This window comes from Crassaminicella profunda (genome assembly GCF_019884785.1).
Lineage (GTDB): Bacteria > Bacillota > Clostridia > Peptostreptococcales > Thermotaleaceae > Crassaminicella > Crassaminicella profunda.
In genome coordinates this window covers 3,651,873-3,677,135 of sequence record NZ_CP082326.1, presented here as the reverse complement: position 1 = coordinate 3,677,135, position 25,263 = coordinate 3,651,873, and the positions used below count along the sequence as shown (strand labels likewise).

Genomic DNA, 25,263 nt, shown 5'->3' with positions numbered 1-25,263 from the left:
TATATTTACAAAATGGGTGGTGAGCTAATGGATTTAGGTGAGAGACTATTAAAAGGAGAAAAAAGAGCTGTTGCAAGATTGATTTCAATGGCAGAAAATCATGACAATGAGGCTATTGAAATATTAAAAAATTTATATAAAAAAACTGGTAATGCTCATGTTATTGGGATCACAGGACCTCCCGGAGCTGGTAAAAGTACATTAACAGATAAACTTGTAAAAGCTTTAAGAAGAGAAGGGAAAAAAGTTGGTGTTATTGCCGTTGACCCTACAAGTCCTTTTACAGGAGGATCCATCCTAGGGGATCGTGTAAGAATGAATGAATTAAGCATAGATCCTGGTGTTTTCATAAGAAGTATGGGAACAAGAGGACATTTAGGTGGACTTTCTAAGGCCACAGCTGCTGCTGTTAAAATTTTAGATATCTATGGTGTTGACTATATATTTATTGAAACAGTAGGGGTAGGTCAATCAGAAGTAGATATTGCAAAAAATGCAGATACAACCCTTATGGTAATGGTACCAGGTCTTGGAGACGATATTCAGGCAATAAAAGCAGGGATTATGGAAATTGGAGATGTATTTGCAGTAAACAAGGCAGATAGAGATGGTGCTAAAAGAACTGCAACAGAAATTGAAATGATGCTTGATTTTAATAAATCTGATTGGAGACCTCCCGTACAAAAGGTAATCGCTGTGAACAATCAAGGTATTGATGAATTGCTAGAACATATTAAAGAACATATGAGTCATTTAAAAGAAACAGGAAAGTTACAAAAGAAAAGAACAGAAAACAGTAAGATTGAAATTATTGATTTGATTCAGCAAAAATTGATGCAGATGATTTTGGATAAATCTAGTAAAGAAGAAATGGTAAATCAATTGGCGGAAGAGGTTGCTTTAAGAAAATATGATCCATATTCTGCTGCAGAAACTGTGCTAGAAAATATGAAAAATTCATAAGATTCAAAAGATTGAAAAATACGAAATATTGCAAGAAATGTTGCAAGAAATATTGATAGTCTGAAAATAATAGTGTATTATGAGGTGAGGGTAAAATAGCCCTGAATAATGCCCAGAAAATACAATTGCCCAAAGAAAGAAATGCCCAAAAACAATGATGCCCGAAAATCAATAAGGAGGATTGACAAATGAAAGTATTAAAGGTTGACCATATTGGTGTTGCTGTGAAAAATCTTGAAGAAAGTCTAAAATTCTACCAAGAAATCCTTGGACTTGATTTACAGGGAACCGAGGTAGTAGAAGAACAAAAAGTAAAAGTAGCATTTTTACCTGTTGGAGAAAGTGAAATAGAACTATTAGAATCAACGGATGCAGATGGCCCTATTGCAAAGTTTATTGAGAAAAAAGGATCAGGACTTCAGCACGTTGCATTAAGAGTACCAAATATTGAAGAAGCAATCGCAGAATTAAAAGAAAAAGGCGTTAGAATGATTGATGAAAAACCAAGATACGGTGCTGGTGGTGCAAAAATTGCATTTTGTCATCCAAAGAGTACAAATGGTGTATTGTTAGAATTAAGTGAAAGAGAATAGTTCCTAGTTGTCTATTAAGACAGGTTCACAAGTGATAGGAGGTTAGACAAATGGCAAATAACAAAATAGAAGATTTGCGCAAACGCAAGGAAAAAATCACTCTTGGCGGTGGTGTGAAGAGAATTGATAAGCAACATGCATCTGGAAAACTTACTGCTAGAGAAAGAATGAATTTATTATTTGATGAAGGTACTTTTGTTGAATTAGATGCTTTTGTTAAGCATAGATGTACAAACTTTGGAATGGAGAAGGTAGACGCTCCAGGAGAAGGTGTTGTTACTGGATATGGTATGGTTGATGGAAGATTAGTTTATGCATATGCCCAAGATTTTACAGTTATTGGTGGCTCTTTAGGGCAAATGCACGCAGAAAAAATAGTAAAAGTACAGCAAAATGCATTAAAAGTAGGTGCACCAGTTGTAGGGATGAACGATTCAGGTGGAGCAAGAATCCAAGAAGCTGTAGATGCTCTTTCTGGATATGGAAAAATATTCTTTAATAATACGATTGCATCAGGAGTCATTCCTCAAATATCAGCTATTATGGGTCCATCAGCAGGTGGAGCTGTATATTCTCCAGGAATAACAGATTTTATCTACATGGTAGACCAAACGAGTAAAATGTTCATTACAGGACCACAGGTTATCAAAACCGTTACTGGTGAAGAAGTTTCAGCGGAAGCTTTAGGTGGAGCTATGACACACAACTCAACAAGTGGAGTTGCACATTTTGTAGCTCAAAATGATGAAGATTGTATCATGCAAATCAGAAGATTACTTAGCTTCTTACCATCTAATAACATGGAAATAGCGCCACAGTTTGAAACAGCAGATGATATTAACAGACTTGTTCCAGAACTTGACGATTTACTTCCAGATAATCCAAACAAACCATATGATATGTTTGATATTATTTCTAAAATTGTAGATGATGGTGACTATTACGAAACACAACCACATTTTGCTAAAAATATCCTTACTTGTTTTGGAAGAATTAACGGAAATACAGTAGGAATCATTGCAAATCAACCAAAATTCTTAGCTGGATGTTTAGATATTAATGCTTCTGATAAATCAGCTAGATTTATCAGATTCTGTGATGCATTCAATATTCCACTACTAAATATTGTAGACGTACCAGGATTCTTACCAGGTACAAACCAAGAATATGGTGGAATCATCAGACACGGAGCAAAAATGCTTTATGCATATAGTGAAGCAACTGTTCCTAAGGTAACATTGATTACAAGAAAAGCATATGGTGGTTCATATATTGCTATGTGTAATAAGGAATTAGGAGCAGATGTGGTACTTGCATGGCCAAGTTCAGAGATCGCTGTTATGGGACCACAAGGTGCTGCAAATATTATCTTTAGAAATGACATTAAAAACGCAGAAAATCCAGCTGAAGAAAGAGCGAAGAAAATTGCAGAATATACAGCTGAATTCGCAACTCCTTATAAAGCAGCAGAAAGAGGATATGTTGATGATGTAATCGAACCAAATGCAACAAGACCAAGACTTGTAGATGCATTTAACATGCTTATGTCAAAGAGAGAAACAAGACCTAGCAAAAAACACGGAAATATTCCTCTATAAGATGAGAAACTCAAATTTAAATTTGGTGTTAATCATTTACTCAGTGAAGTAATGAGCTGAGTATCCTATACGTAAAATGTTTTAGACTCTTAAAAAGAGAGGTGAAAATATGGATAAATTATCATTGCTAGAAAAATTTTCCGATCCTGAGATTATGCAAAGCTTATCTATGGGCGAAAAAATGTTAGCTTCTCTATATGTAATGTTCCTTGGAATGCTTGTAACCTTTGTAGCACTATGTATTCTATGGGGGTTAATTGTAATCATGTCTAAAATGATTCATGGAACTAAAAAAGAAGCTGTAAAAGTTGTTACAACTCCAGCTCCAGTTTCAGCTCCTGCACCAGCAGAGCTAGAAAAAGAAGAAGATGAAGAATTAGTTGCAGTAATTACTGCAGCCATTGCAGCAAGCCTTCAAACTTCTACCCACAATATTATTGTAAGAAATATTACAAGAGTAAGTGACGTGACACCTGCATGGGGAAGAATGGGTAGAATGGAGCAAATGAACAATAACTTCTAAAAATAGAATATTTTATTACAGATAAAAGCTTAGAGGAGGAGTATAATAATGAAAAAGTTTAATATAACTGTAAATGGAAAAGCATATGAAGTGGAAGTAGAAGAAGTTGGCGGCGTAGCAGCACCAGCACCAGTAGCTAGACCAGCAGCTCCAGCACCAAGACCAGCAGCACCAAAAGCGGCGCCTGCACCAGCACCAAAAGCAGCACCGGCACCGGCAGCAGCTCCAGCTGGAGGTAATTCAGTAACAGCTCCAATGCCAGGAACGATTTTAGATATTAAAGTAAATGTAGGAGATACTGTTGAAAACGGACAAGTATTATTAATCCTAGAAGCTATGAAAATGGAAAATGAAATTATGGCACCTGCAGGCGGTAAGGTTGTATCTATCAATACAAGCAAGGGTGCTTCTGTAAATGCAGGAGATGTATTGGTAGTATTAGGATAGTCAGGTACCTAAAACTCAAAAGAAAGGAGATGCAGCAATGGTACAAACTATCATCAAATTTTTACAGAGTACAGGTTTTTATGGATTTGGCGAACATCCTTTAAATATTGTTATGATTCTTGTGTCATTTCTACTTTTATATCTAGCCATCAAAAAAGGTTTTGAACCATTATTATTAATACCAATTGCATTTGGTATGTTCTTAACAAATTTACCCTATGCGAATATGATGTTACCACATGGCGGACATGGTGCGCCGGGAGGACTTTTGTGGTATTTCTTCCAAGGAGATGAATTAGGAATATTCCCACCAATTATTTTCATGGGTGTAGGAGCTATGACGGACTTTGGACCACTTATTGCCAACCCAAGATCACTACTTTTAGGAGCAGCAGCTCAGTTTGGAATATTTACAACTTTCATAGGTGCAATCCTTTTAGGATTCAATGGGCAACAAGCAGGAGCTATTGGAATTATTGGAGGGGCAGATGGTCCAACAGCAATCTTCTTAGCTTCAAGATTAGCACCAGAATTATTAGGAGCAATTGCCGTTGCAGCCTATTCATACATGGCACTAGTACCAATTATTCAGCCGCCTATTATGAAAGCTTTAACAACAAAAGAAGAGCGTGTGATTAAGATGGACCAATTAAGACAGGTTTCAAAAACTGAAAAAATATTGTTCCCTATTATTGTTACATTGGTAGTATCTTTAATGCTTCCACCAGCAGCAACGTTAATCGGTATGTTAATGCTTGGAAATTTATTTAAAGAAAGTGGTCTTACTGGAAGACTTGCTGATACTGCACAAAATGCATTAATGAATATTGTAACAATCTTACTAGGACTTTCAGTAGGGGCTACTGCACAAGCAAGTGCGTTCTTAAGATGGGAAACAATTAAAATCATCATATTAGGAGTATTAGCTTTCGGAGTAGGTACAGCAGCAGGTGTAATCTTAGCAAAAATTATGAACAAATTATCAGGTGGAAAAATTAATCCATTGATCGGATCAGCAGGAGTTTCAGCAGTTCCAATGGCAGCGAGAGTTTCTCAAGTTGTTGGACAAAAAGAAAATCCTTCAAACTTCTTATTGATGCATGCTATGGGACCTAATGTTGCAGGGGTTATCGGTTCAGCTGTTGCAGCAGGGGTTATGCTTTCATTGTTCGGGCAATAAATATAAACAGACAGATTTTAATCTGTCTGTTTTTTTTGTTTTTGAGTAAAGTTTATTTTTTATCTGTGAAACATAGGAGGATCAGTTGAGTTATTTAAATGTCTTATAGAATGAATAAGGATTTGGAAAGGGAAAATTTGTCTGTATCGATTCAATGAATGAATATCTTGATGAAGACAATGACTATTTTGACAAAGATGAATTTATATGATACACTAAAAAATATGAGGGTATAAGTCTGAAGTTATTAAATACCAATATATAAAAAAGATTATACCTATAGGGTATATGAAATACATCTTTTGACATGCCAATAGGATTGATGAATTTTAGATAAACGTCTGAGGTTTTATATACTTTTCTAGTTTATATCTAATTATCTATAAGATAGTCTTTATTAATTTATCGTAATGATTCTATAAAATATCCAACGATGACTTTTTAGAAAATAATTTTTGTAATTAGAATTTTTATAAATCTATTATATTTTAAAAATAAAAGTTTAAATGCGTGTGAATGAATTGAATATTTTGACAATTAAAGCTTTTTATGCTATAATCAATATAACATGGTGATACGGGGTATATTTCTTTGATTAGGTGATTCCAACGACATAAGGGACACATATCGACAGGGTACCACATAAAAACAATGATTTCTTATTTATAGCTTAGATAGGTCTTTTGCAAGAGAGCTGTTTAATCTTTATACACTTCAGATTTTTCTTCTGCTTAACTTTTTCAAATCATATACTTTTCTATTTTTCAAATAAGGATCAAAAAAACCTTCTTATATAACCTATCATAAAAAATTATAGAGTATTAATTCTGTAGTATACCCTAGTTTATAAGTGGATTTTAATGATTAAAAGTAAAGGAGATGGTAGTGCATTTTAAGTTGTAGATTATTAATGTTAGGAAAGGTTTCTAACGTTTATTTGTGTTGTCCAAAAGCATATAAACTGCGAAGCAGTTGAGGTTGTTTCGTTTTTTTTGTTGTACACTTTTTATGTATACAAAAGACATTACACAAATAGTAATAATTTTGATTGAAAAAATTTTAAAATTGAAGGAGGAGATTAAGGAATGGGTAGTTTTCAAAAAAACAAAATGATAAAGCTTATTTTTATATTATTGGTGGGGATTTGTATGCTTTCATTAACTGCTTGCGGAGGGAAAGCAGATCAGGCAACTACATCAAAACCCAAGTTGATTTTAGGAGATGCAGGCTGGGATAGTTTTACTTTTCATAATGAGGTAGCAAAATTCATTATTGAAAATGGATATGGATATGAAACAGATGTAATGAGAGGATCAACTCCTATAACTTTTACAGGGATTAGAGATGGAGAAATTGATATTTATATGGAAACATGGACTAGTAACATTTCAGCTTATGAAGAGGCCATTGAGAGTGGAGATATTGTAGAGCTTTCATTAAATTATGGAGATAGTGCACAAGGGGTGTATGTACCGACTTATGTGATTAAAGGAGATCCTAAAAGAGGGATTAAGCCTATGGCTCCTGATTTAAAAACAGTTAAGGATTTAGAAAAATATTGGGAAGTTTTTAAAGATGAAGAAGATCCAAGTAAAGGTCGTATTTATGGGGCTATACCAGGATGGGATGTAGACAAAATTCTTAACACAAAAGTAAAGACATATGGCTTAGATAAAACATTTAATTATTTTAGCCCAGGTTCAGATGCAGCTCTTGCATCATCTATAGCAGGAGCTTATGAAAAAGGAGAACCTTGGGTAGGCTATTATTGGGAACCAACATGGGTTATGGGAAAATATGATATGACTTTACTTAAAGATGAACCTTATAGTGAAGAATTATGGAACAATGGATATGCTTGTGAATTTATTCCAGTACCTGTAACGATAATAGTTAACAAGGAAATGACTAATAAGGCTCCAGATGTGGTAGCATTTTTAAAAGAATATAAAACAAGTAGTAAGCTAACAAGTGATGCATTAGCGTATATGCAAAAAAATGAAGTAGAACCATCAGAAGCTGCTAAGTGGTTTTTAAAAGAACATGAAGAGTTATGGACTAAGTGGGTAGACGAGGACGTAGCACAAAAAGTAAAAGATGCCCTTCAATAGATGAAAATAAAATTTGAATAGGAACGAGGTGATGCTGGTTGCTATGGGTTCCATAGCAACCAGAAAAATATGAATCAATTCCCAGAAACGTTACACATTGAGTTAGGAAAATATGTAGAAAACTTTGTAAAATATCTTACTACAAATTATGGAGAATTTTTTGATGTCATGAAGGACGGAATTTTATGGTTTTTAGTGAATGTAGAAACTTTTTTACAATGGGTTCCGTGGTGGTTAGTAATAGCAATTGTATTTGTAGCAGGATGGCGTATTAAAAAGCAATTTTCATCAGGCATCGTTTATGGAATTATGTTGTTTTTCGTAGGGGCTTTTGGTCTTTGGAAGTTAATGATGTCAACACTAGCAGTAGTTTTAACTTCTGTAGTGATATCATTACTTATAGGAATTCCAGTAGGTATATTGATGGCTTATAGTAGAAAAGTAGAGACTTTTATGAAACCCGTATTAGATGCTATGCAGACTATGCCAAGTTTTGTATATTTGATACCAGCTATAATGCTATTTGGACTTGGAAAGGTACCAGGTGTATTTGCTACAACAATTTATGCTGTTCCGCCAGTGATTCGATTAACAAATTTAGCTATTCGTAATGTATCAAAGGAAATGGTAGAAGCTGCTAATTCCTTTGGTTCTAGTCCTTGGCAAACCCTTATAAAGGTAGAATTACCACAGGCATTGCCTACCATTATGACAGGAGTTAATCAAACTACGATGATGGCCATGGCCATGGTAGTTGTTGCTTCTATGATTGGTGCGAAAGGGTTAGGGGGAGAAGTGTTGATTGCTATTAATAGAATTGATATTGCAAAAGGTACTGAAGCAGGACTAGCGATTGTTGTAATTGCTATTATTATTGATAGAATTACCCAAGGGATTGCTGAACGTTTTAAAGTACCTGAATAAAGGAAAACTAGAAAGTAGGCGTTGAATATGGCTGTAAAAATAGAAGTTAAAAACTTGACAAAAATCTTTGGACGTAATCCAAAGGGTGTATTGAAAAAATTGAAAAAAGGGATGACGAAAGAAGAGATCCTAGAAAAGACAGGGCATGCAGTAGGTGTCAACAATGTTTCTTTTCCTGTAAATGAAGGAGAAATATTTGTAATCATGGGATTATCAGGTAGTGGTAAATCTACTTTGATTCGTTGTTTGAATTTATTGAATAAACCTACCAGTGGAAAAATACTTTTTGAAGGAAAAGATATTGTAAAGTTTAAAAAAGAAGAATTACGAGGGTTTAGACAAAATAACATTGCTATGGTGTTTCAACATTTTGGACTTTTTAGTCATAAAACAGTAGTTGAAAATGTAGCATATGGTCTTGAAGTAAAGGGAATACCAAAAGAAGAGAGATTAAAAATTGCCAATGATACACTAGAAACTGTTGGTTTAGGAGGATGGGGAGAAAAAATGCCTCATGAGCTTAGTGGAGGTATGCAGCAAAGAGTAGGGCTTGCTCGTGCTCTTGCTAATAATCCAGATATTCTTTTGATGGATGAGCCATTTAGTGCATTAGACCCTCTTATTCGCCGTGATATGCAGCTAGAACTTTTAGATATTCAAGCAAAGTTAAAAAAGACCATTATATTCATTACCCATGATGTGAATGAAGCATTTAAACTAGGAGATCGGGTAGCTGTTATGAAAGATGGAGAAGTTGAGCAAATCGGTACACCAGAAGAAATTTTAGCTGAACCCGCAAATGAATACATTGAAGATTTTATCCAAGATATTGACCGTTCAAAAATTCTTCAAGCAAAGCATGTAATGTTTAAGCCATCACCATTATTGTTTAATAAAGATGGTTTGAAGGTGGCAGTAAAAGAAATGAAGTCTCATGGCATTTCTAGTATATTTGTTGTGAACAAAGAGAGAATCTTACAAGGGATTATTACAATAGATGATGTGGTAAAGGCTATACAAGAAAAGAGAACGTTACAAGATATTATTAAACAGGATTATTTTAAAACTGATCCAGAAACATATGTACAAGAATTAATTCCAATGGCTACAGAGACAAAATATCCTATTGCCGTTGTAGATGAAAAAGAAAAACTTTTAGGGATTACTGTTCGTACCTCTGTATTATCAGGTCTGGTTTCATAAAAAATAAATTTACTTAAATAAGAAGTAGAAGTATATTTAAATATGCTTCTATTTTTTATTTAAGTTTTGGTGTTTTCTATATATATAGTATAATATTCTTATTAAAATGTAAGGATTAAGGGGATGTAGATCGATGAAAAGAGCAGTTTTAGAAGCCCTAAAAAAGAATAAAGATATCTTTATTTCAGGTGAAGAGTTGAGCAAAAAAATAGGTGTAACAAGAACAGCTGTATGGAAGCATATTAAGCAGTTAAAAGAAGAAGGATATGAAATAGAATCTGTTTCAAGAAAGGGATATCGAATGATAAAAGAGCCGGATACATTAGATGCAAATGCCCTTGAAATAGAAGTAGCAAGTAAACATATTGGCAGAAAGATCCATCACTTTGAATCTATTGATTCTACAAATACTTTAGCAAAAAAAATGGCTGCAGAAGGGGCGCCGGAAGGGACTGTAATCATTGCTGAGGAGCAGACTGGTGGAAGAGGAAGACTAGGGAGAACGTGGGAGTCTCCTAAAGGTACAGGCATTTGGATGTCGATTATCTTAAGGCCCAATATAGTACCTACGGAAGCTACGAAAATTACACAAATTACAGCAGCTGCTGTTGCTATGGGTTTAAGAAGTATTATTGGGGATGATGTGGGGATAAAATGGCCAAATGATATTATTATCCACAAGAAAAAGACATGTGGTATTCTTACTGAAATGAGTGCTGAGTTAAATTCAGTAAACTATATTGTTGTAGGAATAGGTATTAATGTGAATGTGGACCCTAATGAATTTCCTGAAGAGGTTAGGGGGGTTGCAACATCAATAAAGGCATATACAGGAATGATTGTTTCGAGAAAAAATATTGTTAAGGAGATCCTTCATGCTTTTGAGGATTTGTATTTAGATTTTATAGAGAAGAATCATATAGAAAAAAGTATGGAGATTTGCAAAAAATATTCAGTTACTTTAGGAAAACAGGTCAAAATTAGAACTAGACAAAAGGAAGTTATCGCAGAGGCTGTTGATCTAACAGAAGATGGGCAGTTACTTATTAAAAATGAGTTAGGGGAGATAGAGAAGGTTCTTTCTGGAGAAGTATCTGTCAGGGGTTTGACAGATTATGTATAGGGAAAAGTAAATAGGAAATAATGGGTATAGCAGTAGTACGTTTTTTTATTGCAAAAGAATTAAACAGATGATAACATATAGAAAGAAAATCAGAATCTATGTCTAAATATAAAGAATAAGGAAGAAAGGTTGAGCGAAGATATGTTATTAGCGTTTGATGTCGGGAATACAAATATTGTTTTAGGAGTGTATAAAGGAAAAGAATTATTGCATTCTTGGAGATTTGCAACGGATAAATCTAAGAGTTCAGATGAATATGGTATGCTGATCAACCAATTATTTCAATATGAGGGAGTAAGTATTAATGACGTAAAGGATGTTATTATTTCATCAGTTGTACCACCAATTATGTATACACTGGAGCATACGGCATTAAAATATTGTAATAAGGAAGCGATTGTAATAGGTCCTGGCATCAAAACAGGAATGAATATAAAATATGACAATCCAAAGCAAGTAGGAGCAGATAGAATCGTCAATGCTGTTGCAGCATATGAAAAGTATGGTGGTCCTTTGGTTATTGTAGATTTTGGAACTGCCACAACCTTTTGTGCTATTTCAAAGAAGGGAGAATATTTGGGAGGTACCATTGCACCGGGAGTAAAAATATCTAGTGAAGCATTATTCCAACATGCAGCTAAGTTACCGAGAGTAGAGCTTGTAAAGCCTGGAAAGGTTATTTGCAAAAATACAGTAAATAGCATGCAATCGGGTATGGTTTATGGATATGTGGGGCTAGTGGATTATATCGTTCGTAGAATGAAAGAAGAATTAGGAGACCCAAATACAAAGGTAATTGCTACAGGTGGACTTGCAAGTCTTATTATGAGTGAATCTGAGACCATTGATGAAATTGATAAAATGCTTACCCTTGAGGGACTAAGAATTATTTATGAGAGAAATAGAGGGTAATAAAATTAGGGTCATTTTTTAGGATACTTTCTAAGAATGACCCTTTTTATAATATAGTATGATTTTATCATTCTGATATACAAATACTAAAGAATAGGAAACTAGCAGGATGGATATATATAGAATAGGTGGTAACAAAATGAGAATTGGAAATGTAGAATTAGAAAATAACGTGTTCTTAGGCCCTATGGCAGGAGTGACAGATTTAACATTTAGGCTTATATGTAAGGAGCAGGGGGTAGGTTTAGTTTATACAGAAATGGTAAGTTGTAAAGGCTTATATTATAATGATAGAAAAACAGAACAGCTATTACGTATGGATGAAAAAGAAAAACCCGTAGCGTTGCAAGTTTTTGGTTGTGAACCAGATGTGATGGCAAAAGCTGCAGAAAAATTAAATGATTATGAAAATGCCATACTAGATATAAATATGGGCTGTCCTACACCTAAAATTGTTAAAAATGGAGATGGTTCAGCTCTTATGAAAAATCCCAAATTAGCTGGTGAAGTGATAAAAGCTGTTGTGAATGCAACAGATAAGCCCGTAACAGTAAAAATTAGAAAAGGATGGGATGATTCTTCCATCAATGCAGTAGAGATTGCAAAAATTGCAGAGGAAAATGGTGCAAAAGCTATTGCAGTTCACGGCAGAACAAGAGAACAATTTTATACAGGAAAAGCAGATTGGTATATTATAAAAGCTGTAAAGGAAGCGGTATCTATTCCTGTCATTGGAAATGGAGATATTTTTACTGTAGAAGATGCAATAAAAATGAAAGAAATTACAAATTGTGATGCAGTTATGATCGCAAGGGGAGCCCAAGGAAATCCTTGGATCTTTAAAAGAGTTGCTCATTATATGAAAACAGGAGAGATATTACCTGAACCTACTACATACGAAAAAATACAAATGGCACTAAAACATTTAGAGATGCTTATTGAAAATAAAGGAGAATATATTGCTGTTAGAGAGATTCGAAAGCATATGGCGTGGTATCTAAAGGGAATAAGAAATTCTGCAAAAATTCGAGGAAATATGAATACCTTACAAACAAAAGAAGAAATCATAAAGAATTTAAAAGATTTTTTGAGAAATTGTTAAAATCGAATAATGATAAAATCTCTATAGGATATCTTGACAATGAATACTATGTACATTATAATATTTCGCATATAGTAGAAAAATGAATAAAAAATTTTGAAAATTCATCATGTGTTATAAAAAGCACTGTATTAACAGTGCTTATTGTAGTACGATAGAAATGGTTTCATTTTGCTTTTGAGAATAAATTTATTGTGGGGACATATATTATTAACAAATCTTTTTGAAGATTTTGTTTTAAATTGTGAAAAAGGAGAGGAATCAAATGAGTGAGAAAGAGATTATATTAACACGTGAAGGTTTGCAGAAAATAGAGGATGAGCTAGAACAACTAAAAACCGTTAGAAGAAAAGAAGTAGCAGAGAGAATAAAAGAGGCAATTGCGTTTGGAGATATTAGTGAGAACTCAGAATATGATGAAGCCAAAAATGAACAGGCTCAAGTAGAAGAAAGAATTGCAAAACTTGAAATGACATTGAGAAAAGCAAAAGTATTAGATGAATCTCAAATATCATTAGATGTTGTAAACGTTGGATCAATTGTCAAAGTAAAAGATTTAGAATTTGACGAAGACGTAGAATATACCATTGTAGGATCGGCTGAAGCAGATCCATATGAAGGCAAAATCTCTAATGAAGCTCCAGTAGGAAGAGGTTTATTAGGAAGTAGAGTTGGAGATATTGTAGATGTACAAGTGCCAGATGGTATCATTAAATATGAGATTTTAGAAATAAAAAGATAATTTGGGGGTGTACAAAAGATGAGTGAAGAAATGAATCTCAGTGAAGTACTACAGGTGAGAAGGGATAAGCTTAAAAAGCTTAGAGAAATGGGAAGAGATCCATACAAGATAGAAAAATATGATCAAACTCATTTTAGCCAAGATATAAAAAATGATTTTGAAACAATGGAAGGAAATGAAGTTTCTATTGCAGGAAGAATTATGGCAAAACGAACAATGGGGAAAGCTGCTTTTATTGATATACAAGATAAGCAAGGCCGAATTCAATCCTATGTAAGAAAAGATGCTATTAGTGAAGAAGAATATGAGGTATTCCTTACATATGATATAGGTGACATTGTAGGAATCAAAGGAACAGTTTTTAAAACAAAACATGGAGAAATATCTGTAAAAGCAACAGCTGTAAAATTGCTTTCAAAATCACTAAAGCCACTTCCAGAAAAATGGCATGGATTAAAAGATAAAGAACTTCGATATAGACAAAGATATGTAGACTTGATTGTAAATCCAGAGGTAAAGAATACTTTTATAGGTAGAACAAAAGCTATAAAAGCATTGAGAAAATATTTGGATGATCGTGACTTCTTAGAAGTAGAAACACCAATACTAGATTCAGTAGCATCAGGTGCTAATGCAAGACCATTTATTACGCATCATAATACATTAGATATTGATATGTATATGAGAATTGCTACAGAACTTCATCTTAAAAGATTAGTTGTAGGTGGTATTGATAGAGTATATGAAATCGGAAGACTATTTAGAAATGAAGGAATGTCTCCAAAGCATAATCCTGAATTCACTACAATTGAATGGTATATGGCTTATGCAGATTATGAAGTAATGATGCAAATGTGTGAAGAAGTAGTATCAGAAATGGCTATGGCAGCAGCAGGTACAACAAAACTTACATATCAAGGAAAAGAAATCGATTTAACACCTCCATGGAGAAGAATAAGAATGGTAGATTTAGTTACAGAAGAGACAGGTGTTAATTTTGAAGAAGTAGCAACAGATGAAGAAGCAAGATGTATTGCAAAAGAAAAAGGAATAGAAGTAAATAAAGAAACAACAAAGGGAGATATTATTAATTTATTCTTTGAAGAATTCTGTGAAGAAAAATTAATACAACCAACCTTTGTTACACATCATCCAGTTGAGATTTCACCATTTGCGAAAAGAGATCCAGAAAACCCTCATTATACACATAGATTTGAAGCGTTCGCAAATAGTTGGGAGATTGCAAATGCGTTCTCAGAATTGAATGATCCACTAGATCAAAGAGAAAGATTTGAAGACCAATTGAGAAAGAAAGAACTAGGGGACGATGAAACTGCTATGGCAGACGAAGATTTCCTAAATGCACTTGAGGTAGGGCTTCCTCCTACAGGTGGTATTGGAATTGGTATTGATAGACTTGTTATGCTGTTAACAGATTCTCCAACTATTAGAGATGTAATTTTCTTCCCAACTATGAAGCCAATTGATAAGTAAAGCAAAAAGCATAGGGTTTGCCTATGCTTTTTTTTTGAAGATAATAAGGCAGAGTACTTGCTCCTCGTTCTTTTTTAAGAAGAGGTGTTTTTTAGGTAAAAGAGAAAAATTAAAAGATAGATAGGGAAAAATATCATTATATAATTATATAAAAAATAATAGAAAAACAGAGAAAATAGGAATAATTTTTAGAAAATCACATATAATGATGAATGTGAGTTTGAAAATGAATTTGAATTGTGTTTGTATTTATGATATAGTAAATAACGTTGTTGATGATTAAAACCTTTTAACCAAAAGATAAGTTTTAAGAATTACTATTAATTACCTTTCAAAAAAGGTTGACATAATATTAGATATGTGGTAAATTAGTAAATGTCCTTTGACGATGAACTTTGAAAACTATACAGTGTAAGAAATTAAGCCAGATATATGGACATAAAAGTCCGAAACGTTCAATTCAAAACTTTTATACTTGAGAGTTTGATCCTGGCTCAGGATGAACGCTGGCGGCGTGCCTAACACATGCAAGTCGAGCGTGAAGCTCTTTATTGATCCTTCGGGTGATTTAAAGAGTGGAAAGCGGCGGACGGGTGAGTAACGCGTGGGTAACCTGCCCTATACACAGGAATAGCCTCGGGAAACCGGGATTAATACCTGATAAAACTCTAGTATGGCATCATACATGAGTCAAAACTCAGGTGGTATAGGATGGACCCGCGTCTGATTAGCTAGTTGGTAAGGTAATGGCTTACCAAGGCGACGATCAGTAGCCGACCTGAGAGGGTGATCGGCCACACTGGAACTGAGACACGGTCCAGACTCCTACGGGAGGCAGCAGTGGGGAATATTGCACAATGGGCGAAAGCCTGATGCAGCAACGCCGCGTGAGCGATGAAGGCCTTCGGGTCGTAAAGCTCTGTCCTAAGGGAAGAATAATGACGGTACCTTAGGAGGAAGCCCCGGCTAACTACGTGCCAGCAGCCGCGGTAATACGTAGGGGGCAAGCGTTATCCGGAATCACTGGGCGTAAAGGGTGCGTAGGCGGCCAATAAAGTCTGGGGTGAAAGGCTACGGCTTAACCGTAGTAAGCCTTGGAAACTTATTGGCTTGAGTGCAGGAGAGGAGAGTGGAATTCCTAGTGTAGCGGTGAAATGCGTAGATATTAGGAGGAACACCAGTGGCGAAGGCGACTCTCTGGACTGTAACTGACGCTGAGGCACGAAAGCGTGGGGAGCGAACAGGATTAGATACCCTGGTAGTCCACGCCGTAAACGATGAGTGCTAGGTGTCGGGGGTCGAACCTCGGTGCCGCAGCTAACGCATTAAGCACTCCGCCTGGGGAGTACGGTCGCAAGACTGAAACTCAAAGGAATTGACGGGGACCCGCACAAGCAGCGGAGCATGTGGTTTAATTCGAAGCAACGCGAAGAACCTTACCAAAACTTGACATCCTTTGCATTACCCTTAATCGGGGAAATCCCTTCGGGGACAAAGTGACAGGTGGTGCATGGTTGTCGTCAGCTCGTGTCGTGAGATGTTGGGTTAAGTCCCGCAACGAGCGCAACCCTTGTCTTTAGTTGCCAGCATTTCGGATGGGCACTCTAGAGAGACTGCCGGGGATAACTCGGAGGAAGGTGGGGATGACGTCAAATCATCATGCCCCTTATGTTTTGGGCTACACACGTGCTACAATGGCTGGTACAACGGGAAGCGAAAGAGTAATCTGGAGCCAATCTTAAAAGCCAGTCTCAGTTCGGATTGTGGGCTGCAACTCGCCCACATGAAGCTGGAGTTGCTAGTAATCGTGAATCAGAATGTCGCGGTGAATGCGTTCCCGGGTCTTGTACACACCGCCCGTCACACCATGGAAGTTGGGGGCACCCGAAGTCAGCTATCTAACCTTTTGGAGGAAGCTGCCGAAGGTGAATTCAATAACTAGGGTGAAGTCGTAACAAGGTAGCCGTATCGGAAGGTGCGGCTGGATCACCTCCTTTCTAAGGAGAATAGGTTTGTTTCTTACACTGTCTAGTTTTGAGAGTTTAACTCTCAGGTAGGGGCTTGTAGCTCAGGTGGTTAGAGCGCACGCCTGATAAGCGTGAGGTCGGAGGTTCGAGTCCTCCCAAGCCCACCATTAAAGCCTTTCGAAAGAGAGGGTTTGAATTTGTACTTTGAAAACTGAACAATGCATATAAAAAAAGATTAATACTACAATTAATCTGAGAGAATCAAGAGCAATGAAACTAATAAACGTAAAGTTTATTAGTACTCCAATTACACAAAATATAAAATTTTGGTAATTGAAGCATTGCAGCAGGTCAAGTTATAAAGAGCATAGGGCGGATGCCTTGGCACTAGGAGTCGATGAAGGACGTGGTAAGCTGCGATAAGCCTCGGGTAGCTGCAAGCAAGCTTTAATCCGGGGATTTCCGAATGGGGGAACCCACTTAGGGTAATACCTAAGTACCATCTACTGAATAAATAGGTAGATAGGAGACATACCAGGGGAACTGAAACATCTAAGTACCCTGAGGAAGAGAAAGAAAACTCGATTCCCTGAGTAGCGGCGAGCGAAAGGGGAAGAGCCCAAACCTAAAGAATTTTCTTTAGGGGTTGCGGATATACTCATTAAGAGCAAAGAATTTGTAGCCGAAGAACTCTGGAAAGAGTTACCGAAGAAGGTAATAGTCCTGTAGGCAAAACTTAGTCTAGCTTGAGTGTACTCCAGAGTACCACGAGACACGTGAAACCTTGTGGGAAGCTGGGGGGACCACCCCCCAAGGCTAAATACTTCCTAGTGACCGATAGCGTATAGTACCGTGAGGGAAAGGTGAAAAGAACCCCGGGAGGGGAGTGAAATAGAACCTGAAACCCTATGTTTACAAGCAGTGGAAGTTCTTTTTATGAACGACCACGTACTTTTTGTAGAACGGGCCAACGAGTTACGGTATGCAGCAAGGTTAAGTTATTTTGTAACGGAGCCGCAGCGAAAGCGAGTCTTAATAGGGCGATTTTAGTTGTATGCCGTAGACCCGAAACCGGGTGACCTATCCATGAGCAGGTTGAAGCGGAAGTAAAATTTCGTGGAGGACCGAACCCATGTCTGTTGAAAAAGGCTGGGATGACTTGTGGATAGCGGAGAAATTCCAATCGAACTCGGAGATAGCTGGTTCTCCCCGAAATAGCTTTAGGGCTAGCCTTAAAGGTAGTGATACGGAGGTAGAGCACTGAATGTCCTAGGGGCCCTCACCGGTTACCGAAGACTATCAAACTCCGAATGCCGTAATCATAACTTTAGGAGTCAGACTATGGGTGATAAGATTCATGGTCGAAAGGGAAACAGCCCAGATCGTCAGCTAAGGTCCCTAAGTACAGGTTAAGTGGAAAAGGATGTGGGATTGCATAGACAACTAGGATGTTGGCTTAGAAGCAGCCATTCATTCAAAGAGTGCGTAATAGCTCACTAGTCGAGTGATCCCGCGCCGAAAATTACCGGGGCTCAAACCTGTCACCGAAGCTACGGCATACCGTTTGGTATGGGTAGGGGAGCATTGTATATGGGTTGAAGCTGTACCGTAAGGAGCAGTGGACTATATACAAGAGAGAATGTTGGCATGAGTAGCGAGAGGCAGGTGAGAATCCTGCCCGCCGAAAACCTAAGGTTTCCTGAGGAAGGTTCGTCCACTCAGGGTTAGTCGGGACCTAAGCCGAGGACGAAAGTCGTAGGCGATGGACAACAGGTTGAAATTCCTGTACCACCGAAAATCGTTTGAGCGATGGGGTGACACAGAAGGATAGGTTAAGCGCACCGTTGGTTGTGTGCGTCTAAGCGTTTAGGAAGTTAGGATAGGCAAATCCGTCTTAACAATTCTGAGGCGTTATGGGGAGCGAAATATAAGTAGCGAACTTACTGATTCCACGCTGTCAAGAAAAGCCTCTAGTTAGATCTAGGTGCCCGTACCGTAAACCGACACAGGTAGGTGAGGAGAGAATCCTAAGGCGAGCGAGAGAACTATTGTTAAGGAACTCGGCAAAATGACCCCGTAACTTCGGGAGAAGGGGTGCCACGTTAGGGTTTATAGCCCGAGGTGGCCGCAGAGAATAGATCCAAGCGACTGTTTAGCAAAAACACAGGTTTCTGCTAAGTCGAAAGACGATGTATAGGAGCTGACGCCTGCCCGGTGCTGGAAGGTTAAGGGGACGTGTTAGAGCAATCGAAGCACCGAACTTAAGCCCCAGTAAACGGCGGCCGTAACTATAACGGTCCTAAGGTAGCGAAATTCCTTGTCGGGTAAGTTCCGACCCGCACGAAAGGCGTAACGATTTGGATACTGTCTCGACAATAGACTCGGTGAAATTGTAGTACCGGTGAAGATGCCGGTTACCCGCAGCAGGACGGAAAGACCCCGTGGAGCTTTACTGTAGCCTGACACTGGATTTTGGTATTACATGTACAGGATAGGTGGGAGACGTCGATGCATGCACGCCAGTGTGTGTGGAGTCATCCTTGGGATACCACTCTTGTAATACTGAAGTTCTAACCATAAGCTGTGAATCCAGCTTTGGGACACTGTCAGGTGGGCAGTTTGACTGGGGCGGTCGCCTCCTAAAGAGTAACGGAGGCGCCCAAAGGTTCCCTCAGCGCGGTCGGAAATCGCGCGAAGAGTGCAAAGGCAGAAGGGAGCTTGATTGCGAGACATACAGGTCGAGCAAGGACGAAAGTCGGGCTTAGTGATCCGGTGGTTCCGAGTGGAAGGGCCATCGCTCAACGGATAAAAGCTACCCCGGGGATAACAGGCTTATCTCCCCCAAGAGTCCACATCGACGGGGAGGTTTGGCACCTCGATGTCGGCTCGTCTCATCCTGGGGCTGTAGTAGGTCCCAAGGGTTGGGCTGTTCGCCCATTAAAGAGGCACGCGAGCTGGGTTCAGAACGTCGTGAGACAGTTCGGTCCCTATCCGCTGTGGGCGCAGGAAATTTGAGAGGAGCTGTCCTTAGTACGAGAGGACCGGGATGGACATACCTCTGGTGCATCAGTTGTCACGCCAGTGGCACAGCTGAGTAGCTATGTATGGACGGGATAAGCGCTGAAGGCATCTAAGCGCGAAGCCCCCCTTAAGATAAGATTTCCCATAGCGTTAAGCTAGTAAGACCCCAGAAAGACTATCTGGTTGATAGGTCGGAGGTGTAAGGGCAGTAATGTCTTAAGCTGACCGATACTAATAGGTCGAGGACTTGACCAATAAAATATGCATTGTTTGGTTTTGAGGGTGTAAATTCTTAAATATTTTATTTGGACAAAATCATAGATTTTGGCAATCTGCTTAAAAGAATATACATTTTATATTAGAAAAGAAATTATCTAGTGACTATAGCGAAGGAGTTACACCTGTTCCCATACCGAACACAGAAGTTAAGCCCTTCAGCGCTGATGGTACTTGGTGGGTAACTGCCTGGGAGAGTAGGTCGTCGCTAGATAATTTCTTTTTATTTTTTAAAATGATTGTAAGTCTAAAGTTATATGATGTATCATATATATAAATGGATATAGGCAGGAAATTGGTTCATGTTGAGTAAATATTTAATACGATTGCAAATCTATTATAGATATGATTTGATTTGGAATAAAAATAAGGGGGGATTTTATGAGTATTCAAGCGCTTTTTAAAAAAGGAATTTCTTTTATGGAATTTGTAAATAAAGATAAAGACACTTATAAAGAAAGAACCTTAGAAGTATATAAGAATATTGCAATTGATGAATCCTTAGAAAATGATATTCTAGGAATCAAAGAGATCGTAAATATCCTAGTATTTGCTGAAATATGGTGTCCAGATTGTATGATTAATGTACCCGCTCTTCAAAAAATGATAGAGATTAATCCGAATTTTGCAATATCAATTGTATCAAGAGAAGGTAATGAAGTTTTTATGGACAACTACAAGGTAAATGGTAAGACTAAAATACCAACTTTTTTAATCATGGACAAAAATTTTAAACCATTAGGTGCTTTTATAGAACAACCCCAAATTTTGAAAGATATTGAAGGAAAAGGAAAGCAAGTAGAAATTATTGTAGCAAAAAGAAAATATAAAAAAGGTGAGTATATTGTAGAGACAATAAAAGAAATATTAAATATGGTGGAAAAATAGATGGCAAGGGGCCATCTTTTTTTTTGACAATAAAACTTTCAGATGCTACAATATATAGTGCACGTTGGATTTTTGATATACTAAATGATGTTGTTTTAGGTATAAATATACAATATCTAGTACATATTACTAATGATTCTGAAAGGAGCATTTTATGATAAAGGTAATGAAAAGAAATGATAAAATAGTAAATTTTGATAGTATCAAAATAAGAAATGCAATTGAGCGAGCTATGGCAGAAACAAAATCAGGAATAGATCATGAGTTAAGTAAGAAAATTTCCTATCTCATACATGAAAAGACAAAACAAATAGCATTTCCAATACATGTTGAAGAGATACAAGATATGGTAGAAGATTTATTAATGACAAGTGATAGAAGAGACGTGGCAAAAATGTACATAATTTACAGAAATGAACATAATAAGATAAGAAAAATGAGAAAAAGGATTGAGGATCGATTGTTAACGGATGATTTTATTAGTAAATATAAGCATAAAACTTCACCTATGGAACAACTAGGTAATTTTGTATACTACAGAACTTATTCTAGATGGTTACCAGAGGAAAAAAGAAGGGAATATTGGTGGGAAACAGTAAGAAGAGCGGTTGAATATAATTGTAGTTTAGTGCCAACTACAAAAGAAGAAGCAGAAAAATTGTATGATAATATTTATAATCTTCGTCAATTTTTGTCTGGACGTACCTTTTGGGTGGGAAATACACCAGTAGCAAAGAATTATCCAATGGCTAACTATAATTGTTCTTTTCTAAAAATAGAGCAGTTTGAATCCTTTAAAGAGTTATTCTATTTGTTGATGGTGGGTTCTGGAGTAGGCCTTAGAATTTTAAAAGATGATGTAAAAAACCTTCCTAAGATAAGATCAAACTATGAATTGATCCATAAGGATTATATGCCGATGCCTATTAGTGAAAGAGAAGATAATACGAGCTTAGAATTTTTCCATAACAATACAGTTAAAATTACAGTAGGAGATAGTAAGGAAGGTTGGACTCAAAGTTTAGATTTCTTCTTTAAACTTCTATATAGTAATGAGTATAGAAATGTAAAAACGATTATTGTAAATTATGACCATGTGAGACCAAAAGGAGAAAAATTAAAAACATTTGGAGGAACTGCAAGCGGTCATGAGAGTCTTAAGAATATGTTCTTTAAAATTGATGCAGTTATCCGTAAAAATAAAACAAACTCTTATAAAAAGAAGCATAGACTAAAGCCTATTGATTGTTTGGATATTGCTAATATTATTGGAGAGAATGTAGTAGTAGGTGGCGTTAGAAGAACAGCTGAAATGGTATTAATAGATGCAGATGATCAAGAATGTATTGATGCAAAATCGAATCTTTATAAGCAAATAGATGGACAATGGATTGTAGATAAAAATATTATCCATAGACAAATGAGCAATAACTCTATTTATTATAGAGAAAAACCTACAAGAGAGAAACTTCATTGGCAAATTGAGCGTATGAGATATTCAGGAGAACCTGGATGGATCAATGAAGAAGCAGGACTAAAAAGAAGGCCGAATATGAATGGTGTGAATCCATGTGGAGAAATTCTTCTTGATTCACAAGGACTTTGTAACCTAACGACAATTAATGTATATAGTTTTGTAGATAGGAATGGTAAACTAGATCTAGAAGGATTACTTTACGCACAAAGATTATCTGTAAGAGCAGGATATAGAATGACTTGTGTAGAGCTTGAGTTACCAAATTGGGATGCAGTACAGCAAAGGGATAAATTAGTAGGCTGCTCTTTGACAGGATGGCAGGACATGGTGAATGCGTTAGGCATTACAAGGGAAGAAGAAGCAGAAATCTTAAGTAAATTAAGAGAAGCTGCTCGTGAAGAAGTAAAAAAATATGCTGCTGAAATTGGGGAAAAAGAACCTTTATTAGTAACGACTGTAAAACCAGAGGGAACATTAAGCCAATTACCTACTGTATCGAGTGGTGTTCACTATTCACATTCGCCTTTCTACATAAGAAGAATTCGTATAAGCTCTGATGATCCATTAGTAAAAGTTTGTGAAGACCTAGATTATCCAGTTTTTCCAGAAGTAGGTCAAGCTTGGGATAGTTGCGTGACAAAAGTAGTAGAGTTCCCTGTAAAAGCACCAAATGGTAAAACAAAATATGATGTTTCTGCAATTGAACAACTTGAGAATTATAAAATGTTCATGGAAAATTATGTTGACCACAATTGTTCAATCACTGTTCATGTGAGAGAGCATGAATGGGAAGAAGTAGAACAATGGGTATGGGATCATTGGGATGATGTAGTTGCATTATCATTCTTATCATTAGATGATAATTTTTATAAGCTACTTCCTTATGAAGCTATCACTGAAGAAGAATATAAAAGGCGCGTAAATGAAATGAAGCCATTTATTCCTTCTTTACTTAGAAAGTATGAACAAGAAGAAGTAGAGCTAGATATAGGCAATGACGGCTGTGAGAATGGAATTTGCCCTATAAGATAGAAATGTATATAGAACAAAACAAACAACCCCTTAGATTTTAAAATATAAATCTAAGGGGTTTCTTTTTCAAAAAAGCAGTATCTATAATAAAAGTATGAAAATTTTGGTATAATCATATAGAAGTAGACATCTAAGGGGGTAGATTATGTACATAGCTGTAATAATATTATTTTGTATAAGTATTATTGAAGAGACCGTATGCAATTTTAAAAAGAAACAGTCACAAGTATTATTAGACATGCCTATTTTATGCAAATTACCTTTAACAAGTATATTTACCTGTTATTTTATTATTAACTTAATGGTTCTAACTATAGGAGCAGGCAAAGAAGCTTTTTTGTATTTTTTCAGTCCCGTATTGTTATATCTAGGTTTATTCGTAGCATTGATCTACAATTTATACAAAACTTTTTTCTATAAAAAGATCATGGTCAATCAAGTAAAAAAAGAAATTGTAAAAGAAGCTCTATATACTATATTTGAAAAATATAAATATACTTTAGAGGAAAGAATAAAAGAGGATGAAAGAAAACTTCTTGTAAAAAATATAGGTGTAGCTATTGTATTAAAAGAAAACAAGAATGGAGAATGTACGCATATAGAAATATCTAAGTATAAAAAAATAGAGAGTTTAAAAGAAATTTTAAATGACATGAAAGATTTATTGATAGAAAAATACAAGGTAAATAAAGATTTTCATGTTACAAAAATGGATTTTTTATTGCCAATCATATTGTATGGAATTTCTATTATTGGATTTATTTATTTCAAGAAATAAGAACAATCAACTAAAAATTTATTTAATATTTTGAAATACCCTCTAAAACATAGGTTTTAAAAATGATATAATTGATATAAATACATAAACAAGGGGAGAATTAGATGAGCTTTCAATTATCGACTTATGAAAATTTAACAGGAGCAACAAAGCAGACACCAGCCTTTTCGTGTGTAGCGCAAGGACAAGGATTTTTCTTTGCTAAAAAAGGAGCAATGGTTGCAGATCAAGGTCAGTTTAAATATGAAAAAGTATTATTAGATCCCAATGCAGGTGGTGGAATCGCTAGAGGTATTATGAATAACATCTCTAGAAGATTAACAGGTGAAAATATGGAGATCATGAAAGTAACAGGAGAAGGCATGTGTATATTGGCTTTTGCAGGAAAAAATGTTACGATTGTTCCTCTTGAACCTGGTGAATCTGTTGGGGTAGAGTCTGAAAACATATTAGCATTTTCAGGAAATTTAAACTATGGTGTTCGTTTTATAGGAGCAGGGGTATTATCTCAAAAGGGATTGTTTACTACAAACTTTAAGAATAATTCAGGAGAAACAGGTCATGTAGCTGTTATTACAGATGGAAATGCAATTGTATTACAAACGCCTTGTAGAGTAGACCCAGATGCCATTATATGTTGGACAGGTCCAGATCCAAGCTTAAAGGCGGATGTAAACTGGAAAACATTTATTGGACAAACTTCAGGGGAATCTTATATGTTTGAATTTAAACAAGGAGGAAATACAGTAGTTCTTCAACCTTCAGAAAGAAAAGCAGGTCTGGATATAGGTATTGATAGGGGAGAAGCAGTAGGAACCCAATCAAACGCTATGGGAAATTCTATGGACAATACGCAAGATATGATGGGGCAAGTAACAAATACATTAGGAAATTTCTTTAATAGATAAG

18 protein-coding genes, 1 tRNA gene and 3 rRNA genes are annotated in these 25,263 nt (G+C 36.3%); all 22 read left to right on the top strand.

Features of this window, described 5'->3' with window-relative positions; translation table 11 throughout:
- The first annotated feature begins 27 nt into the window (after positions 1-27).
- The 22 genes from meaB to K7H06_RS16915 all read left to right on the top strand — a co-directional run bounded on the left by meaB (position 28) and on the right by K7H06_RS16915 (position 25,262).
- Positions 28-963: a methylmalonyl Co-A mutase-associated GTPase MeaB gene (gene meaB / locus K7H06_RS17020; RefSeq protein ID WP_223037218.1), complete on the top strand. Its 936-nt coding sequence runs from the start codon at positions 28-30 to the stop codon at positions 961-963.
- 188 nt (positions 964-1,151) lie between these two features.
- Positions 1,152-1,556, top strand: coding sequence for a methylmalonyl-CoA epimerase (gene mce, locus K7H06_RS17015; protein ID WP_223037217.1), 405 nt, complete (start codon positions 1,152-1,154; stop codon positions 1,554-1,556).
- 50 nt (positions 1,557-1,606) lie between these two features.
- Complete coding sequence (gene mmdA, locus K7H06_RS17010; RefSeq protein ID WP_223037216.1) at positions 1,607-3,154, top strand: methylmalonyl-CoA decarboxylase subunit alpha; 1,548 nt, start codon at positions 1,607-1,609, stop codon at positions 3,152-3,154.
- Between the two features lie 109 nt (positions 3,155-3,263).
- Positions 3,264-3,677 (top strand): OadG family protein, encoded by a 414-nt coding sequence (locus K7H06_RS17005; protein WP_223037215.1) that lies wholly within the window; start codon positions 3,264-3,266, stop codon positions 3,675-3,677.
- 48 nt (positions 3,678-3,725) lie between these two features.
- Complete coding sequence (locus K7H06_RS17000; RefSeq protein ID WP_223037214.1) at positions 3,726-4,124, top strand: biotin/lipoyl-containing protein; 399 nt, start codon at positions 3,726-3,728, stop codon at positions 4,122-4,124.
- Between the two features lie 37 nt (positions 4,125-4,161).
- A complete protein-coding gene (locus K7H06_RS16995; RefSeq protein ID WP_223037213.1) occupies positions 4,162-5,304 on the top strand; it encodes a sodium ion-translocating decarboxylase subunit beta in 1,143 nt (380 codons plus the stop codon).
- A 1,085-nt stretch (positions 5,305-6,389) separates the two neighbouring features.
- Positions 6,390-7,415: an ABC transporter substrate-binding protein gene (locus tag K7H06_RS16990; RefSeq protein ID WP_223037212.1), complete on the top strand. Its 1,026-nt coding sequence runs from the start codon at positions 6,390-6,392 to the stop codon at positions 7,413-7,415.
- A 69-nt stretch (positions 7,416-7,484) separates the two neighbouring features.
- Positions 7,485-8,339, top strand: coding sequence for an ABC transporter permease (locus tag K7H06_RS16985; protein ID WP_223037211.1), 855 nt, complete (start codon positions 7,485-7,487; stop codon positions 8,337-8,339).
- A 27-nt stretch (positions 8,340-8,366) separates the two neighbouring features.
- The gene (locus K7H06_RS16980) at positions 8,367-9,542 is read left to right on the top strand and encodes a quaternary amine ABC transporter ATP-binding protein (protein ID WP_223037210.1); all 1,176 of its coding nucleotides are present in this window, start codon (positions 8,367-8,369) and stop codon (positions 9,540-9,542) included.
- A gap of 133 nt (positions 9,543-9,675) precedes the next feature.
- On the top strand, positions 9,676-10,665 hold the full coding sequence (locus K7H06_RS16975; protein ID WP_223037209.1) for a biotin--[acetyl-CoA-carboxylase] ligase: 990 nt from the start codon (positions 9,676-9,678) through the stop codon (positions 10,663-10,665).
- 141 nt (positions 10,666-10,806) lie between these two features.
- Complete coding sequence (locus tag K7H06_RS16970) at positions 10,807-11,577, top strand: type III pantothenate kinase (RefSeq protein WP_223040064.1); 771 nt, start codon at positions 10,807-10,809, stop codon at positions 11,575-11,577.
- Between the two features lie 139 nt (positions 11,578-11,716).
- Positions 11,717-12,679, top strand: coding sequence for a tRNA dihydrouridine synthase DusB (gene dusB / locus K7H06_RS16965; RefSeq protein ID WP_223037208.1), 963 nt, complete (start codon positions 11,717-11,719; stop codon positions 12,677-12,679).
- A gap of 265 nt (positions 12,680-12,944) precedes the next feature.
- Positions 12,945-13,421, top strand: coding sequence for a transcription elongation factor GreA (gene greA / locus K7H06_RS16960; protein WP_223037207.1), 477 nt, complete (start codon positions 12,945-12,947; stop codon positions 13,419-13,421).
- An 18-nt stretch (positions 13,422-13,439) separates the two neighbouring features.
- Positions 13,440-14,915 (top strand): lysine--tRNA ligase, encoded by a 1,476-nt coding sequence (gene lysS, locus K7H06_RS16955; protein ID WP_223037206.1) that lies wholly within the window; start codon positions 13,440-13,442, stop codon positions 14,913-14,915.
- Between the two features lie 471 nt (positions 14,916-15,386).
- A 16S ribosomal RNA gene (locus K7H06_RS16950) occupies positions 15,387-16,912 on the top strand.
- A gap of 60 nt (positions 16,913-16,972) precedes the next feature.
- Positions 16,973-17,049, top strand: a tRNA-Ile gene (locus K7H06_RS16945).
- Between the two features lie 182 nt (positions 17,050-17,231).
- Positions 17,232-20,158 (top strand): 23S ribosomal RNA (locus K7H06_RS16940).
- 118 nt (positions 20,159-20,276) lie between these two features.
- A 5S ribosomal RNA gene (gene rrf / locus K7H06_RS16935) occupies positions 20,277-20,393 on the top strand.
- Together the 16S, 23S and 5S rRNA genes with 1 tRNA gene alongside form the textbook arrangement of a ribosomal RNA operon.
- Positions 20,394-20,560: 167 nt before the next feature.
- Positions 20,561-21,067: a thioredoxin family protein gene (locus K7H06_RS16930; protein WP_223037205.1), complete on the top strand. Its 507-nt coding sequence runs from the start codon at positions 20,561-20,563 to the stop codon at positions 21,065-21,067.
- 154 nt (positions 21,068-21,221) lie between these two features.
- Positions 21,222-23,576, top strand: coding sequence for a ribonucleoside-triphosphate reductase, adenosylcobalamin-dependent (gene nrdJ, locus K7H06_RS16925; RefSeq protein ID WP_223037204.1), 2,355 nt, complete (start codon positions 21,222-21,224; stop codon positions 23,574-23,576).
- Positions 23,577-23,721: 145 nt separating this feature from the next.
- The gene (locus tag K7H06_RS16920) at positions 23,722-24,354 is read left to right on the top strand and encodes a hypothetical protein (protein WP_223037203.1); all 633 of its coding nucleotides are present in this window, start codon (positions 23,722-23,724) and stop codon (positions 24,352-24,354) included.
- Positions 24,355-24,458: 104 nt separating this feature from the next.
- A complete protein-coding gene (locus K7H06_RS16915; protein WP_223037202.1) occupies positions 24,459-25,262 on the top strand; it encodes an AIM24 family protein in 804 nt (267 codons plus the stop codon).
- The last annotated feature ends 1 nt before the right edge of the window (position 25,263 follow it).